We start from the raw sequence: 14,638 nt of genomic DNA, 5'->3' as shown, positions 1-14,638 counted from the left end.
GAGCACCCATTCGCGATAGGCATCGTAGCCGTCGTCGAAGACGCCCCTGTACTTGTCGATGAACTCCTGCGGCGCATGATGCGGAGCGTGGTTCGAGCGGGCGGCGGGCGGCGGGCGGCGGGCGGCGGCGAGAGTATGTCGGTGGCTCGCGCGATCATTGATTCGGGGGCGCTTGCACCGCGACACGCCCGACCGCGTGATACGCCACCGCCCCAACGATGTCGTACCCATGCGCGATCGTTGAAACCGGGGGCGACTCCGTGGCGACACGCCCGACCGCAGGATGCGACCCCCGCGCCCGGGCGTGTCGGAACTCGACAGCCCCCGACTGCAATGATCGCGCGAAGGTACGACATCGCCACGAAGCGAGCACCGGCAAATCGAGGGCCCGGCGCTTTGCGGCGGGCCCTCGATCCGGTCTCCTAAGCGCCCAGGTCTACGGCCAGGGCGATGAGTTCGGCCAGTTCCTTCACGTCGGGGTCGTCGCTCGCCTCGGCGAGGGCGTTGGCGGCGGGGAGGATCTGTTCGCAGTCGAAGTTCGCGCCGCCCCGGAGGGCTTCGGCGAAGGCCGCCGCCACCAGGTCGACGTCGAGGCTGGGGAGGGCACTCTCGCCGAAGGATTCGGCGGTGAGTTCGGCTGTGGCCGTGTCGGGTTCGCGGGTGTCGGGGTCCTGCCAGCGGACTTCGACTCCGGCGAGGTCGCCGCCTTCACCGGTGAGGGTGAGCGCGTAGAGGGCGGTGACCGAGTGGCCGGGGCCGACTTCGCCGCCGTCCTCGTCGTCGTTCTCGAAGTCCTCGTCCTCGATGGCGCGGTTCTCGAACCCGATGAGCCGGTAGTCGGCCACGGTCTCGGGGTCGAACGTGACCTGGATCTTCGCGTCGCGGGCGGTGAGGCCGAGCGTCGAGGTCAGGCGCTCGGAGAAGACGCGCTCGGCGCCCGACGCGGTCGAGAAGAACACCGCCCAGCCGTCGCCGTTGTCGGCGAGCTGCTCCAACAGCTGCTGGTTGTAGGAGTCGCCCACCCCGACCGTGAGGAGGGTGATGCCATCGGCGATGTCGGGGCCGAGCTTCTCCAGCATGTCGTCGTGCTCGGTGAGGCCCACGTTGGCCTCGCCGTCCGACAGGAGGATCACCCGGTTGTCCTTGTCGGACTCGAAGGCCTCCCCGGCGAGTTCGTAGCCGTCCTCGAGCCCGGCCTCCATGTTGGTGGAGCCCCGGGCCTCGAGCTCGTCGATCGCGTCGTGGAGCTCTTCGCCGTCCTCGACCTCGGTCATGCCTTGCAGCACTTCGGAATCGGTCTCGTAGGTGACGATCGCGACCGAGTCGCCCGGGCGGAGGTTGTCGACGAGGGTGTGGAGGGCGTCGCGCACGATCGCGATGCGGTCGCCGTCCATCGAACCGGAGACGTCGATGACGAACGTGAGGTTCACATCGCGGCGCTCTTCGTCAGGGGCGGTTCGGGTCTGGAGGCCCACGCGCATGAGGTGGGTGGCGTCGTCCTCGTACCAGTCGGGCAGCTCGGCGCCGTCCACGGTGATCGCGAAGCCGTTGCCCTCGGGTTCGGCGTAGCCCTGGTCGAAGTAGTTGACGAACTCCTCGGGCCGGATCTGGTCCTCGGGTGGGAGGTAGCCGTCCTGGAGGGCGCTGCGGGCGTAGTCGTAGGAGGCGGTGTCGACGTCGAGGGCGAACGTCGACTGTGGATCCTCGTTCGGATCGGTTGCGTCGTTGATCCCGTACTCTTCTTGCGCGGCTTCGGGTGCGGCCATGTCGGCGGTGCCGCCGTTCCCGTCGCTCGCGGTGCAGGCGGCGAGCGGGAGGAGCAGCACCGCGGCGGGTATCGTGGCGGTCCAGAGGCGTTTCATGGAGGGGTCCCTTCTCACTTGGCGGTAGCGGGGATGACCTCCATGAGACTGCCTTTTTCGCGGCCTGGTTCCGCTCGTGTCGCAATCGTGATGCCGCGGTGAGGAAACGGCGCTGGGCCGAGACCGTCCCGTCATCAAGTCACGAAACGGTCACTCCCAGGCATCAGCGGGTGCGCACGCGCCGGGTGAGGTCGATGCGGCTGCGCCAGTCCTCCGGGTCGTCCGAATAGGACACCTCCATGAGGGTGAGTCCGTGGGGGCCGACCACGTGCACGTCGTTGGCCCGCTCCCCCAGCGTGAGGGTCGCGGCGAGCCAGGCCTCGTCGCGGCGGCCGTCGCCCACCGCCAGGGCCGCGCCCACCAGGCTGCGGACCATCGAGTGGCAGAACGCGTCGGCGCGGACCGTGGCCACGGCGATCCCGTCCTCGTCACGGGCCCAGTCGTACTGCTGGAGTTCGCGGATCGTGGTCGCGCCCTCGCGCTGCTTGCACAGGCCCACGAAGTCGTGCTCGCCGAGCAGGGCCTGGCAGGCCGCGTGCATCCGCTCGACGTCGAGCGGGCGGGGCCACGCGAGCGTGTCGAGCCGCCGCAGCGGGTGCACGCCCCAGGTCGCGTCGGCCACCCGGTAGCGGTACCGCCGCCACTGGGCGGCGAAGCGCGCGTTGAAGGCCGGGTCGACCGCTTCGGCCGAGGTCACCCGCACATCGGGCGGGAGGATCCCGCGCAGCCGCCACAGCAGGCGGTCCTTGTGCTTCTCCCACTTCGCGGTCGGCACGTCGACGTGGACGACCTGGCCCGAGGCGTGGACGCCCGCGTCGGTTCGCCCGGCGACGGTGAAGTCGCTGATCTCGCGAAACAGCAGTTCGAGCGCGCGGATGACCTCCGAGGCCACCGTGCGCAGCCCCGGTTGCAGCGCCCAGCCGTTGAACTCGGCCCCGTCGTAGGCGACCCCGAGCCGCAGTCTCGTCGCGTCCTCCACGCGTTCCTCCGCTCCATGTCGACCCCGGCGAATCCTATAGGATATATCCTATACGGCACGCGGGGCGGGAAGGCGAAACCGCGCGCAAGGCCGAAGCCCTGCGCGCGGTTCCATTGCCGTCTTAGTCGACGAGTTCGATGATCGCCATCGGCGCGTTGTCGCCCTTGCGGTTCCCGGCCTTGATGATCCGGGTGTACCCGCCCGCGCGGTTCGCGAAGCGAGGGGCGACCTGCTCGAACAGGTCGTGCGTGGCGTCCTTGTTGCGCAGCTTGGCCAGCGCCAGGCGGCGGTGGTGCAGCGTGCCCTTCTTGCCGTGCGTGATCAGCTTTTCAGCGTAGGGACGCAGGCGGCGGGCCTTGGTCAGCGTCGTGGTGATGCTGCCGTGCTCGAACAGGGAGGCCGCCAGGCCCGAGAGCATGAGCTTCTCGTGCGCCGGGGAACCGCCCAGACGCGGGCCCTTGGTGGGCTTAGGCATTTCTTACTCCTCTTGGTTTGACACGGCCGGCCGTCTGACGGAACCGACCGCCGTATTCACGCAGCTAGAGCTGCTCGGTCTCGCGGAGGTCTTCCCCGTCGTCCTCGTACTCGTCGGACTCGGCGACCGGCGACCCGCCGTAGGCCACGGCGGCCTCGCTCGGGTCGAAGGTGCCGGGCGAGTCCTTCAGGCTCAGGCCCATGCCGGCGAGCTTCATCTTGACCTCGTCGATCGACTTCTGCCCGAAGTTCCTTATGTCGAGCAGGTCGGCCTCGGTGCGGTTGATGAGTTCGCCAACGGTGTTGACGCCCTCGCGCTTGAGGCAGTTGTAGGACCGGACGGTCATGTCCAGGTCCTCGATCGGCAGGGCCAGATCGGCGGCCAGCTGCTGGTCGGCCGGGCTGGGCCCGACGTCGATGCCCTCGGCCTCGGTGTCGAGCTCGCGGTACAGGCCGAACAGCTCCACCAGGGTGGAACCGGCCGACGCGAGCGCGGTGCGCGGCGTCGTGGACGGCTTGGACTCGACGTCGACGGTGAGCTTGTCGAAGTCGGTGCGCTGCTCGACGCGGGTGGCGTCGACCGAGTAGGCGACCTTCAGGACCGGCGAGTAGATCGAGTCGACCGGGATGCGGCCGATCTCGTTCGTGTCGGCCTTGTTGGCGGGCGAGGACACGTAGCCCCGGCCCCGCTCGACCACGAACTCCATGTCGAGGCGGCCCTTGGAGTTCAGGGTCGCCAGCTTGAGCTCGGGGTTGTGGACCTGCACGCCAGCGGGCGGCTGGATGTCGCCGGCGAGCACGTCGCCGGGGCCTTCCTTGCGCAGGTACATGGTCGCCGGCTCGTCGTTCTCCGAGGAGACGCAGATCTGCTTGACGTTCAGCACCAGCTCGACGACGTCTTCCTTCACGCCGGGGATGGTGGAGAACTCGTGCAGGACGCCGTCGATCTTGATCGACGTGACCGCCGCGCCCGGGATGGACGACAGCAAGGTGCGCCGCAGCGAGTTGCCAAGGGTGTAGCCGAAACCGGGCTCCAGGGGTTCGATCGTGAACTTGGAGCGGGTCGGGCTGATCTGCTGCTCGGAGAGCGTGGGCCGCTGAGTGATGAGCACTGTGCGTGTTTCCTTTGTTCGGGGCGCCCGCTATTTGACGCCGTAAACTTCTGGATTCGGGTGAGGCTCCGCCTCAGGCGCCGCTACTTAGACGCGGCGGCGCTTGGGGGGACGGCAGCCGTTGTGGGGCTGCGGCGTCACGTCGTTGATCGAGCCGACTTCGAGGCCGACGGCCTGAAGCGAGCGGATCGCGGTCTCGCGGCCGGAGCCGGGGCCCTTGACGTAGACGTCGACCTTGCGCACGCCGTTGTCCATCGCGCGACGCGCGGCCGACTCGGCGGCCATCTGCGCGGCGTACGGGGTCGACTTGCGCGAGCCCTTGAAGCCGACCTGGCCCGAGGAGGCCCAGGCGATCACAGCACCGGTCGGGTCGGTGATCGACACGATGGTGTTGTTGAAGGTGCTCTTGATGTGGGCGTGCCCGTGGGGCACGTTCTTCTTCTTTGCGCGCGGGTTCTTGGAACCGCCGCGAGTCTTCGGTGGCATCAGTTGCGCTCCTAACGTGCCTTCTTCTTGCCCGCGACGGTCTTCTTCGGACCCTTGCGAGTACGGGCGTTGGTCTTGGTCCGCTGACCGTGGACCGGAAGGCCGTAACGGTGGCGCAGGCCCTGGTAGCAGTTGATCTCGATCTTGCGGCGAATGTCCGCCTGCACCTCGCGGCGCAGGTCACCTTCGACCTGGTAGTTCTCTTCGATGTAGTTGCGGAGAGAGACCAGCTCTTCGTCGGTGAGGTCCTTGACGCGCTTGTCGCGGTCGAGGCCGGTCGCCGCGATCGTCTCGAGCGAGCGCGTGCGGCCGATGCCGAAAATGTAGGTGAGTGCGATCTCCAGGCGCTTGTCGCGCGGGAGGTCGACTCCGACCAGGCGTGCCATGCAGGCAGTCTCCTAGCGTTGTCGGAGGTCTGACCGCTGCCTTCTCGCCGGGTCTGATCCCTGCCCTGATGGGCGATGCGAGCCTCGGCCTCCGAGCCGAGGGTTGTGCGTGAGCACTGGCGGCGGTTTCCCCTGTTGGGGCCTTTCAGTCAGCGTGTGAAGTGCTAGCCCTGACGCTGCTTGTGACGCGGGTCGGACGAGCAGATAACCATCACTCGTCCGTGCCTGCGGATCACGCGGCAGTTCTTGCAGATCACTTTGACGCTCGGCTTGACTTTCACGAGTCCTACTTACGTGTAGTCGTCAGGTCAGCGGTAACGGTAGACAATCCGTCCGCGCGACAGGTCGTACGGCGAGAGTTCCACAACCACGCGGTCCTCGGGGAGGATCCGGATGTAGTTCTGGCGCATCTTGCCGCTGATGTGTGCGAGTACTTTGTGGCCGTTGGTGAGCTCCACCCGGAACATGGCGTTCGGGAGGGACTCGACGACCTTGCCTTCAATCTCGATGGCACCGTCTTTTTTCGGCATGTCCTCCGCTACCGTGACAACTCGGTCTGGAAGCCCCGCACCCGTGAGCGGGTCGGAGCCACTGGCACACCGATCCGAGGATTCGGACCGGCGAAGGATCGGCGCTGGGCGAGCGTGGCCGCGCCTTGGGAGGCGGGCCGGGCACCCGGCGCCCCGAAAACGGGACGCACTGCGCCACTGAGCGAGTCTACTCGCGTCCCGATACCGCCTACCAGGGGGTTGACCGTGACGGAGGGCACTGGAACCGAAGCGGGACCGGACGCCGCCGCGAGGCGGCGACGCCCGGGTCGCAAAGGCGTGCTGCGAGCAGTACTCGCCGGTGCAGCTACTTCGAGTAGTACTCGACGACGAGCTGCTCGTCGCAGATCACGGGGATCTGCTTGCGCTCGGGCACCGACAGGAAGCGCGCGATGAGGCCTTCGAGGTGCGCCTCGATGTAGGCCGGGGTCACTTCGCCCGCCCAGGCGCCGGCGGCGGCGAGCTGGAACGGGGTCATGTCGCGGGACTTCTTGCGGACCTGGACGAAGTCGCCGGCCTTGAGGCGGTAGGACGCGATGTCGACCTTGCGGCCGTTCACGGTGAAGTGACCGTGGTTCACGAACTGCCGGGCCTGGTAGATGGTGCGGGCGAACCCGGCGCGGAGCACGAAGGCGTCCAGGCGGGATTCGAGCAGGCTCACCAGGTTCTCACCGGTCTTACCGGTGCGGCGGACGGCCTCGGCGTAGGCGTTGCGCAGCTGACGCTCAGAGATGTTGTACTGAGCGCGCAGACGCTGCTTCTCGACGAGCTGGTTCTTGTAGTCCGATTCCTTCTTGCGGCCGCGGCCGTGCTGCCCCGGAGGGTAGGGACGGCGCTCCATGTACTTGGCGGCCTTCGGCGTCAGAGCGATGCCGAGGGATCGGGAAAGCTTGACTTTCGCCTTAGCTTGCAATGATCTCTCCAGTAATTCATGCGTAGCCCCGAACGACATTACGGGGCACAGTGCGCCTCTGACGTGCAGAAACGCGTGAGTGTAGCGCGCTCAGGGATGCACCCGCGAGGTTGCGGGGCCTGGCGCGCACACGGTGATGCGGAGTGGGATCCTCCCGAGGGAGGCATCCCGCGCCGAGTCTTCTCGAGAGAAGATTCGGAACCACACCAGGTTACGCGGCCTTCTTCGCGCCATCCACTCGGGCCGCCGCGAGAGTGACCAGGCGCTCCACCAGGTCGCCGTACGAGATGCCGGCGGCGGCGAAGGCCTGCGGGACCCCGCTCATCGGGGTCATGCCCGGCATGGTGTTGACCTCGTTGAGGTAGACCACGCCGTCCTCGCCGAGGAAGCAGTCCACGCGGGCCAGGTCGCGGCAGTCCAGGAGCCGGAACACCTGGCGGGCGAGGGCCTGCGCGGCCTCGGCCACGCCCTCGGGGTAGTCCGGGCGCAGGTTGAACGGCTCGGGGTTGTCCAGGTACTTCGCGTCGAAGTCGAACCAGCCGTCCTCGCCCTTGGCGAGCACTTCGAGCGGGAAGGTCACTTCGAGGTCGCCCTCAGGGGTCTCCAGGACGCCCATCTCGATCTCGCGGGCGTTCATGAACGCGGCCTCGAAGACGACCTTGTCGTCGACCTCGCGGGCCTTCGCCACGGCCTCGGCCAGCTCGGCGGCGGACTTGGCGCGGCTGATGCCCAAGCTCGAGCCGGCGCGGGCGGGCTTGACGAAGATCGGCAGGCCGAGCTTGTCGATCACGCCCTGCGCGTCGAGCTCCTCGCCGGGCTTGAGGACCGCGAAGTCGCCCTGGGGCACGCCCTCGGCGGCCAGGAGCCGCTTGGAGAACTCCTTGTCCATGCACAGCGAGCTGGAGAGCACGCCCGAGCCGACGTAGGCCGCGCCGGCCATCTCGAACAGGCCCTGGATCGTGCCGTCCTCGCCGTAGGGCCCGTGCAGGACCGGGAAGAGGACGTCGGCGATCGGGGCCGAGCCGGGACCGAGGTCGACCGCCACGGACTTGCCGGCCTCGGCGGTGATCTCGGGCAGCGCGTCCGGGTTCTCGATCGCGAACGCCGCGTCGGTGGGCAGCTCGACCCACTCGCCGCTGCGGGTGATGCCGATCGAGGTCACCTCGAAGCCGCGGTCGCGAAGCGCCCCCGCGACGCCGGAACCGGAGGCGGCGGACACGGGCTGTTCCACGCTGCGTCCGCCGAAGAACACGGCGACGGTCGGTTTTGTCATGTGTCGGACCTCAAACTGTCGGTTTCTGGTTTCGTCTCGCGCCCCATGAGCAGGGCGACCGCGGCCCGGGGGTCGAGCCCTTCGTGGCAGACCCGCTCGACGGCGTCGCAGATGGGCATCTCCACGCCCACCTTGCGCGCGAGGTCGGTGATCGAGCGGCAGCTCTTGACGCCCTCGGCGGTCTGCTTGGTGACGCGGGCGGCCTCTTCGAGGGTGGCCCCCAGCCCCAGCTGCTCGCCGAAGGTGTGGTTGCGCGACAAGGGAGAGGAGCAGGTGGCGACCAGGTCGCCGAGCCCGGCGAGCCCGGCGAACGTCGAGGGGTCGGCGCCCAGGCGCATGCCCAATCGGGTGGTCTCGGCCAGGCCGCGGGTGATGATCGTGGCCTTGGTGTTGTCGCCCATGCCCATCCCGGCGGCCATGCCGTAGGCCAGGGCGATGACGTTCTTGACCGCGCCGCCGAGCTCGCACCCGACCACGTCGGTGTTGGTGTACGGGCGGAAGTACGACGTGGTGACGGCCTTCTGGACGTCCACGGCCCGGCCGTGGTCGATGCACGCGACGACCGAGGCCGTGGGCTGCTGCTCGGCGATCTCGCGGGCCAGGTTGGGGCCCGACAGGACCGCGATGCGCGACTCGGCCGCCTCGGCCACTTCGGCGATGACCTCGGTCATGCGCAGCGTGGTGCCCAGCTCGATGCCCTTCATGAGGCTCAAGAGGGTCGCGTGCGGCTCGACGTGGTCCTTCCAGGCCGCGAGGTTGCCACGGAGGGTCTGGCTGGGGACCGACAGGACCACCAGGTCGGCGCCGGCCAGGGCCTCGGCCGGGTCGGTGGTGGCGCTGACGAGCGCGGGGAGGTCGATGTCGGGGAAGTAGTCCGGGTTGCGGTGCCCGGCGTTCACCGCGTCGGCCACGGACTGCCTTCGGGCCCAGATGGTGACGGGCGTCCCGGCGTCGGCGAGGATCTTGGCGAACACGGTTCCCCACGACCCCGCGCCCATGACGGCTGCTCTCACTCGGTCGGCTCGCTTTCTTCGCTGTGCTGCTCTTCGGTGCGCTGCTTCCGCGGGTCGAACAGGGGCGGCGCGGGCTCGCCGCGCACTTCGGCGAGCCCCTCGCGCAGGGACTCCATGATGCGGTCGGTGACGGCCGCGAGGGACTCGCGCGTGATCTCGGGTTTGGCGACACTTGCTGAGCCATCAGTTGGCACTGTGCGCCACTGGTCGAGGTCGACCGCGGGGAGGGCCTTGACGGTGACGGGCTTGCGTCCGAGCTTGAACTTCGGCTTGCGGCCGCGGTCGTGGATGCCCAAGGCTCCCCATTGGACGATCGGGACGACGGGCGCGCCGGTCTCCAAGGCGATGCGGGCCACGCCGGTCTTGCCGCGCATGGGCCAGTGGTCGGGCTCCTTGGTCACGGTGCCTTCGGGGGCCAGGATCACGGCGTGTCCGGCGCGCAGCTCGTCGGCGAGCAGGCGCAGGGCGTCTGCGGCCTCGGCGCTGCCGCGCTTGACCGGGATCTGCCCGGTGCGGGCCACGAGCGGCCCGGCCACGGGGATGCGCAGGATCGAGTCCTTGAGCAGGAACCGGGGGTGGCGGCCGGAGTTCCACACGTAGTGGGCGATCACGAGCGGGTCGATGTCGGAGTAGTGGTTCCACACCAGGATCACCGGGCCGGTGAGGGGGATGTGCTCCATGCCCGACCAGGAGCGCTTCGACAGGGTGACCATGGCGCCCTTGACGAGGTTGCCGCAGACCTGGATGAACGCGCTGAGGGGGTCGCCGCCCGGGCGGCGGAAGGTGTACTGCGCCGCAGGCCTAGGGTCGTTCACCTGGTGGCTCTCTTTCTCGGCGGGCCGCGGGTCGGCTCGGCCTGTGCCGTCGGGTTCGTAGGATGCACTGCCGGGATCGTAGGTGCACTGCACTCTAACGCCCGCGTCGTCCAGGGGCCGAGACGGGAAGCAAAGCGTGGGGTTCGACTCGGCGCGAGGGCGCGACCGCACGCTCGGTGAAGTCGCAGGTACGGGGCGCGCGGTTCTGCGGCGGCGCATCGGGATCGGCGGGACGCGGGGGTTGCGCCCGATCGGTTATGATGTCATCATAGAGTCAAAATGACATCTAGCTTGCCGGCCGCGCGGGTCGGCACGAATTTCGACTCGACTCGGAGTGAGTGACATGAACTGGCGTCTCTTCGGCTGGCTCGCGGCCCTGTTCGGCGGCGCGATCGTGGCGATCTGGCTCGTCGCGAGCGTCATCGGCATGGTCATCGGCGCCCTCGGGTTCCTGATCAAGTTCGCCCTCGTCGCGGCCGTGATCGGCGGCCTGGTGTTCCTCGGCTACAAGGGGTACAAGGCGGTCGGCGGCGGCAAGCGCCCCGAGATCCGGCGATAGGGCCCATCCCCCTGGCGCTCTGCCCCCATCTGGGCCAAGCTGAACCCATGCAGGGCACCGTCTCGATCTTCAACGAGGACGCTTCAGGCGAAGTGGTCCTCGACAGTCCTTCCGAAAGCAGCGGCCGCCGCGTCGAGTTCGACGCGGCGGCCTTCGCCGTCTCCGGGCTCAGGTTCCTGCGCGTGGGGCAGCGGGTCGCGCTGGAGACCGACGAGGGCGGCGCGGTGGTCGCCGTCCGCATTCCGACAATGGGTTGAAATCCGGTGTGGATTCGCGCCGTTTCGCACCGAATCGCCGCTCGCCGTGCGGGTTCGGCGTCCTCCGGGCGAGTGGCGCGGTTCCCGCGATTGGGTGAGTCCCAGTACCGTGTTAGGCGTGAGCGGGACACGAAGGCACGTGGCCGCCGCCGGCGGCCTGTTGTGGCGCAACGGCGAGCGCGGCCTCGTCGAGGTGGTCGCCGTGTGGCGGCCGATGGTCGGGAACTGGTCGCTGCCCAAGGGCAAGCTCGACCCCGGCGAGCACCCGCTGACCGCCGCCTGCCGCGAGGTCGAGGAGGAGACCGGGATCCCGGTCATCCCGCAGACGTGGCTGTGCCGCGCCGAATATGTGCTCCCCAACCCCGAAGGGGACGTGCACAAGTGGGTCGACTACTGGTCGATGCGCACCGAGAAGCCCGACGCGGCGTTCATCGCCGACGAGGAGATCGGGGAACGGCGCTGGATCACCCTCGCTGAGGCGCGCGAAGGGCTGACGCGCCCGCGCGACCAGGAGGTGCTGCGCGCGTTCGCGGCGCTCCCCGCGGTGACCGCGAACGTGCTGTTGGTGGCTCCGGCCGAGAGCGAGACGCACTGGGGCGGGCCCGAGGTGACGCGGCCGTTGAGCGCGCGCGGGCAGGACCAGGCGGTGCGCTTGGCGGCGTTGGCGTCGCTGTACCAGCCCGACCGGGCCTACAGCGCGACCGGGCGCTCCAGCGTGCAGACCGTCGAGCCGATCGCGCAAGGGGTGCGGTGCGCGCTCCAAGGGGACTCGGCGTTCGACACCGAAGCCCACGAACGCAACCCGCTGCGCTCGGCCGAGCGGCTGCGCGAACTCGCGGGCGGCGGCGGGGCCGTGATCGTCTGCGCCGAGCCCGAAGTCATCTGCGACACGCTCGCGATCCTGGCCGACGAGGACGGCGTGGAGGTCCCTGACGTGTCCACCAGGCCCGGAGAGGCCTGGGTGCTCTCCTGCTCAGGTCGGCGCCTGGTAGGCGTCGAGCGGCTCTGACAGGGGCCTTTACCGGCGTTTGCCGCGCTAGTCTTGCGTCCGCCATTGGATTCGAGCGCCGTCGTGCGCTGACTAGGAGGTAGGCGTGGCCGACCTTGCCCCCAGCGGGCCCCACAACTGGGCGGGGAACATCCGCTTCTCCCCCAGCCGGTTCGAGCGGCCCGCGACGCTCGACGAGGCGCGCGCCGCCGTGGCCGATGCGCCGCGCGTGCGCGTGCTCGGCTCGGGCCACTCCTTCAACACGATCGCGGCCTCGGACGGGGTCATGCTCTCGCTCACCGGGATCGAGCCCGAGGTCCAGATCAACGCGCTCACCGGGACGGTGCGGGCGTCGGGGTGGATCACGTACGCGGCCTTGAGCGCGGCGGTGGCGCGGTCGGGTTTCGCGCTGCACAACCTGGCGTCGCTGCCGCACATCTCGGTGGCCGGTTCGATCGCGACGGGCACGCACGGCTCGGGCCTGGGCAACGGGAACCTGGCCACCGCGGTGGCCGCGATCGAGTTCATCGGCCCGGACGGGGAACTGCGCACGGTCGCGAGGGGCGACGCGGACTTCCCCGGTTCGGTGGTCCATCTCGGGGACCTGGGCGTGGTGCACGCGGTGACGCTGGAACTGGTGCCGGGCTTCGAAGTGCGCCAGTACGTGTACGACGATCTGGGTTTCGAGGCGGTGCTGGAGCACTTCGACGAGCTCGTCGAGTCCGCCTACAGCACGAGCCTGTTCACGCCCTGGGGGCCCGATCCGGTCTTCCAGTACTGGGTCAAGCAGCGCACCGCCGACCAGTCGCATCCGTTCCCGAAGGCGAACTGGTACGGCGCGCCGCTGGCCGACGGACCCAGGCATCCGGTGCCGGGTGTGGACCCGGCGGCGTGCACGGCGCAGCAGGGGCAGACGGGCCCGTGGCATGAGCGCCTGCCGCACTTCAGGGCCGAGTTCACGCCCAGTTCGGGCGACGAGCTCCAGTCGGAGTACCTGGTGGACCGGGCCGACGCGGCGGGGGCGATCGCGGCGGCGGGTTCGATCTCGGCGCTGCTGGGTCCGGTGACGCAGATCTGCGAACTGCGCACGATGGCGGCCGACGAGCTGTGGTTGTCCCCGGCGTACGGGCGCGAAACGGTGGGGCTGCATTTCACTTGGGTGAGCGATTACGACGCGGTGCTGCCGGTGATGCGGGCGCTTGAGGAAGTGCTGGAACCGTATTCTCCGCGGCCCCATTGGGGCAAGTTGTTCGCAATGCGAAACAGTGAAATCGGTTCGCGTTATCCGCGAATGGGGGACTTCGCGAAACTGCGCGAACGCGTCGATCCAGAGGGGAAGTTCGCGAACGACTTCTCGTCGGCGCTGTTCGGCTCGCCGGCCCGATAGCGGGCGTACTGAGGAAAGCGATGAGGGCATTCAGGCGGTTCCTGAATGCCCTCTTCCCCGTGCGTGCCGGACGGGTGCCACACCGTGCCCCGAACCGGTTCGGGGCCGCGGCATAAGCTGCGTCCGCGCTTCGCGGTCTTCTTCGCCGCGGTCTTCTTGGCCGCGGGCTTGGCGGCGGTCTTGCGCACGGCCTTCTTGGCCGTGGACGCCTTCTTGGCGGTGGTCTTCTTCGCCGCGGTCTTCTTGGCGGCCACACGGCTCGTGGCCGTGGAGCGGCTCGCCGTGGAAGCGGCGCGCGTGGTCTTCTTGGCGGCGGTCTTCTTCGCCGTGGACTTCTTGGCGGTCTTCTTCGCCGGAGCGGTCTTCTTGGAGGCGGGAGCGGACTTGGCCGCCTTGCGCTTGCCGGTGACCAGTTCCTTGAAGCCCGTTCCCGGGCGGAATGCGGGGACCACGGTCTTCTTGACCTTCACGGCCTCACCGGTGCGCGGGTTGCGCGCCATCCGAGCGGCCCGCTGCCGCTTCTCGAAGACACCGAAACCGGCGAAGGAGACTTTCTCCCCTTTGACGACGGCGCGCTGTATCTCGTCGATCGCCACATCGACGACTTCTTTCGCGGCGGTGCGATCGCCAGTGCGTGCGGCGATCCGATCGACGAACTCTGCCTTGTTCACGAGTCCTACCCTCCCGATTGGGTTCTGGAGCCATACCAGCTTGTTAAGCGCACGTTATGACGTTTCGAAGGCGAAGGCAACTGTTTCCGCGAAAATAGACCCGTTGTGTCGCATGGAATTTTTATTCGGCCGCCCGAAATCGACCGTCGCAACCCCGTTGGGAGGGACCCGAACACGCCTGGAGCCGGTGGCATCGCCACCGGCTCCGTACGTGCGGTCGAACGGGATCGAGTTGTCGCAGAGGCCGGTTCACCACTCCCGCAAGCGGCATAAGCGAAGCTCGCGGGCGGTGCGCGGCCCTTTCGGGTCAGGCCGCGGGGAGTGTCCTAGGCCGCCAAGCGTCCCGGTTCGATTCGAACGCGGCGATCCGCTCCTCGTCGCGCAGCGTCAGCGCCACGTCGTCGAGGCCCTCCATCATGCGCCAGCGCAGGAACTCGTCGAACTCGAAGCCCCAGGTGCGGTCGCCCGCACGGACTTCGCACGCGACGAGGTCGACGGTGGCCTCCGCGTCGGGGCTGACCTCGGCCAGGCGCCACAGCTCCTCGACGGCCTCCTCGGGCAGCTCCACAGTCAACAGACCGTTCTTGAGGGAGTTGCCGCGGAAGATGTCGCCGAAGCGGGGCGCGATGACGGCCTTGAAGCCGTAGTCCTTCAGGGCCCAGACGGCGTGCTCCCGCGAGGAGCCGGTGCCGAACTCGGTGCCGGCGACCAGGATCGTGGCGCTCGCGTACTCGTCCTGGTTCAGCAGGAACTTCTCGTCCTCGCGCCACTCGGCGAACAGGCCGTCCTCGAAGCCGGTCTTGGTGACGCGCTTGAGGTACACGGCGGGGATGATCTGGTCGGTGTCGACGTTGGAGCGACGCAGCGGGGCGACGGTCCCGGTGTGGGTCGTGAACTTGTCCATGTCCGCTCCTC

General features: G+C 68.7%; 17 protein-coding genes and 2 pseudogenes. 4 read left to right on the top strand and 15 right to left on the bottom strand.

The genetic code is table 11. The annotated features are described in order from the left end of the window. From AB0B28_RS08995 to AB0B28_RS08935, 13 genes and pseudogenes are all read right to left on the bottom strand, one after another. Nucleotides 1-231: hypothetical protein (locus AB0B28_RS08995; protein ID WP_360118788.1), on the bottom strand; the 231-nt coding region annotated here is incomplete at its 3' end. A gap of 191 nt (nt 232-422) precedes the next feature. After that, complete coding sequence (locus tag AB0B28_RS08990; RefSeq protein ID WP_360118786.1) at nt 423-1,862, bottom strand: von Willebrand factor type A domain-containing protein; 1,440 nt, start codon at nt 1,860-1,862, stop codon at nt 423-425. Nucleotides 1,863-2,025: 163 nt separating this feature from the next. After that, nucleotides 2,026-2,841 (bottom strand): tRNA pseudouridine(38-40) synthase TruA, encoded by an 816-nt coding sequence (truA, locus tag AB0B28_RS08985; RefSeq protein ID WP_360118784.1) that lies wholly within the window; start codon nt 2,839-2,841, stop codon nt 2,026-2,028. A gap of 127 nt (nt 2,842-2,968) precedes the next feature. Beyond that, nucleotides 2,969-3,316, bottom strand: a pseudogene (gene rplQ, locus AB0B28_RS08980) (50S ribosomal protein L17); the annotation flags it as partial. Nucleotides 3,317-3,380: 64 nt separating this feature from the next. Further along, nucleotides 3,381-4,427: a DNA-directed RNA polymerase subunit alpha gene (locus AB0B28_RS08975; RefSeq protein WP_360118781.1), complete on the bottom strand. Its 1,047-nt coding sequence runs from the start codon at nt 4,425-4,427 to the stop codon at nt 3,381-3,383. 87 nt (nt 4,428-4,514) lie between these two features. Then, on the bottom strand, nt 4,515-4,913 hold the full coding sequence (rpsK, locus tag AB0B28_RS08970; RefSeq protein WP_030157547.1) for a 30S ribosomal protein S11: 399 nt from the start codon (nt 4,911-4,913) through the stop codon (nt 4,515-4,517). Nucleotides 4,914-4,924: 11 nt separating this feature from the next. Further along, complete coding sequence (rpsM, locus tag AB0B28_RS08965; protein ID WP_360118780.1) at nt 4,925-5,299, bottom strand: 30S ribosomal protein S13; 375 nt, start codon at nt 5,297-5,299, stop codon at nt 4,925-4,927. A 164-nt stretch (nt 5,300-5,463) separates the two neighbouring features. After that, nucleotides 5,464-5,580 (bottom strand): 50S ribosomal protein L36, encoded by a 117-nt coding sequence (gene rpmJ / locus AB0B28_RS08960; protein WP_081913453.1) that lies wholly within the window; start codon nt 5,578-5,580, stop codon nt 5,464-5,466. A gap of 27 nt (nt 5,581-5,607) precedes the next feature. Further along, nucleotides 5,608-5,829 carry a translation initiation factor IF-1 gene (infA, locus tag AB0B28_RS08955; protein WP_026929479.1) on the bottom strand — a complete coding sequence of 74 codons (222 nt, stop codon included), beginning with the start codon at nt 5,827-5,829 and terminating at the stop codon, nt 5,608-5,610. A 325-nt stretch (nt 5,830-6,154) separates the two neighbouring features. Then, nucleotides 6,155-6,799, bottom strand: coding sequence for a 30S ribosomal protein S4 (gene rpsD / locus AB0B28_RS08950; RefSeq protein WP_360118778.1), 645 nt, complete (start codon nt 6,797-6,799; stop codon nt 6,155-6,157). A gap of 172 nt (nt 6,800-6,971) precedes the next feature. Beyond that, nucleotides 6,972-8,033, bottom strand: a complete 1,062-nt coding sequence (locus AB0B28_RS08945; protein WP_360118777.1) for a D-alanine--D-alanine ligase family protein — start codon at nt 8,031-8,033, stop codon at nt 6,972-6,974. Beyond that, nucleotides 8,030-9,031, bottom strand: coding sequence for an NAD(P)H-dependent glycerol-3-phosphate dehydrogenase (locus tag AB0B28_RS08940; RefSeq protein WP_360118806.1), 1,002 nt, complete (start codon nt 9,029-9,031; stop codon nt 8,030-8,032). The genes AB0B28_RS08945 and AB0B28_RS08940 overlap by 4 nt, the downstream gene beginning before the upstream one ends. A gap of 11 nt (nt 9,032-9,042) precedes the next feature. Further along, nucleotides 9,043-9,861, bottom strand: coding sequence for a lysophospholipid acyltransferase family protein (locus AB0B28_RS08935; protein WP_360118775.1), 819 nt, complete (start codon nt 9,859-9,861; stop codon nt 9,043-9,045). Nucleotides 9,862-10,204: 343 nt separating this feature from the next. Between AB0B28_RS08935 and AB0B28_RS08930 the strand changes: the two genes are divergently transcribed. From AB0B28_RS08930 to AB0B28_RS08915, 4 genes are all read left to right on the top strand, one after another. Next, the gene (locus tag AB0B28_RS08930; RefSeq protein ID WP_360118773.1) at nt 10,205-10,420 is read left to right on the top strand and encodes a hypothetical protein; all 216 of its coding nucleotides are present in this window, start codon (nt 10,205-10,207) and stop codon (nt 10,418-10,420) included. A 47-nt stretch (nt 10,421-10,467) separates the two neighbouring features. Further along, nucleotides 10,468-10,677, top strand: a complete 210-nt coding sequence (locus AB0B28_RS08925; RefSeq protein WP_360118771.1) for a cold-shock protein — start codon at nt 10,468-10,470, stop codon at nt 10,675-10,677. Between the two features lie 118 nt (nt 10,678-10,795). Continuing rightward, the gene (locus AB0B28_RS08920) at nt 10,796-11,686 is read left to right on the top strand and encodes an NUDIX hydrolase (RefSeq protein ID WP_360118769.1); all 891 of its coding nucleotides are present in this window, start codon (nt 10,796-10,798) and stop codon (nt 11,684-11,686) included. Nucleotides 11,687-11,771: 85 nt separating this feature from the next. Continuing rightward, on the top strand, nt 11,772-13,052 hold the full coding sequence (locus AB0B28_RS08915) for a D-arabinono-1,4-lactone oxidase (RefSeq protein WP_360118767.1): 1,281 nt from the start codon (nt 11,772-11,774) through the stop codon (nt 13,050-13,052). 131 nt (nt 13,053-13,183) lie between these two features. Here the strand turns inward: AB0B28_RS08915 and AB0B28_RS08910 are convergent. Both AB0B28_RS08910 and leuD read right to left on the bottom strand, forming a co-directional pair. Further along, nucleotides 13,184-13,723: pseudogene (locus AB0B28_RS08910) on the bottom strand (HU family DNA-binding protein); the annotation flags it as partial. A gap of 307 nt (nt 13,724-14,030) precedes the next feature. Next, nucleotides 14,031-14,627 carry a 3-isopropylmalate dehydratase small subunit gene (gene leuD / locus AB0B28_RS08905; RefSeq protein ID WP_360118765.1) on the bottom strand — a complete coding sequence of 199 codons (597 nt, stop codon included), beginning with the start codon at nt 14,625-14,627 and terminating at the stop codon, nt 14,031-14,033. Nucleotides 14,628-14,638 lie beyond the last annotated feature (11 nt).

The organism is Glycomyces sp. NPDC046736 (assembly GCF_040645615.1).
Classification (GTDB): domain Bacteria; phylum Actinomycetota; class Actinomycetes; order Mycobacteriales; family Micromonosporaceae; genus Glycomyces.
The sequence above is the reverse complement of the archived record's forward strand: the minus strand, read 5'-3'. Positions and strand labels throughout refer to the sequence as shown.

What these genes read in the sequence shown, in the direction of transcription:
- AB0B28_RS08990 (WP_360118786.1), bottom strand. Translation starts at nt 1,862, where the DNA reads ATGAAACGCCTCTGGACCGCCACGATACCCGCCGCGGTGCTGCTCCTC.
- rpsK (WP_030157547.1), bottom strand. Translation starts at nt 4,913, where the DNA reads ATGCCACCGAAGACTCGCGGCGGTTCCAAGAACCCGCGCGCAAAGAAG.
- rpsM (WP_360118780.1), bottom strand. Translation starts at nt 5,299, where the DNA reads ATGGCACGCCTGGTCGGAGTCGACCTCCCGCGCGACAAGCGCCTGGAG.
- infA (WP_026929479.1), bottom strand. Translation starts at nt 5,829, where the DNA reads ATGCCGAAAAAAGACGGTGCCATCGAGATTGAAGGCAAGGTCGTCGAG.
- rpsD (WP_360118778.1), bottom strand. Translation starts at nt 6,799, where the DNA reads ATGTCGTTCGGGGCTACGCATGAATTACTGGAGAGATCATTGCAAGCT.
- AB0B28_RS08945 (WP_360118777.1), bottom strand. Translation starts at nt 8,033, where the DNA reads ATGACAAAACCGACCGTCGCCGTGTTCTTCGGCGGACGCAGCGTGGAA.
- AB0B28_RS08940 (WP_360118806.1), bottom strand. Translation starts at nt 9,031, where the DNA reads ATGGGCGCGGGGTCGTGGGGAACCGTGTTCGCCAAGATCCTCGCCGAC.
- AB0B28_RS08930 (WP_360118773.1), top strand. Translation starts at nt 10,205, where the DNA reads ATGAACTGGCGTCTCTTCGGCTGGCTCGCGGCCCTGTTCGGCGGCGCG.
- AB0B28_RS08925 (WP_360118771.1), top strand. Translation starts at nt 10,468, where the DNA reads ATGCAGGGCACCGTCTCGATCTTCAACGAGGACGCTTCAGGCGAAGTG.
- leuD (WP_360118765.1), bottom strand. Translation starts at nt 14,627, where the DNA reads ATGGACAAGTTCACGACCCACACCGGGACCGTCGCCCCGCTGCGTCGC.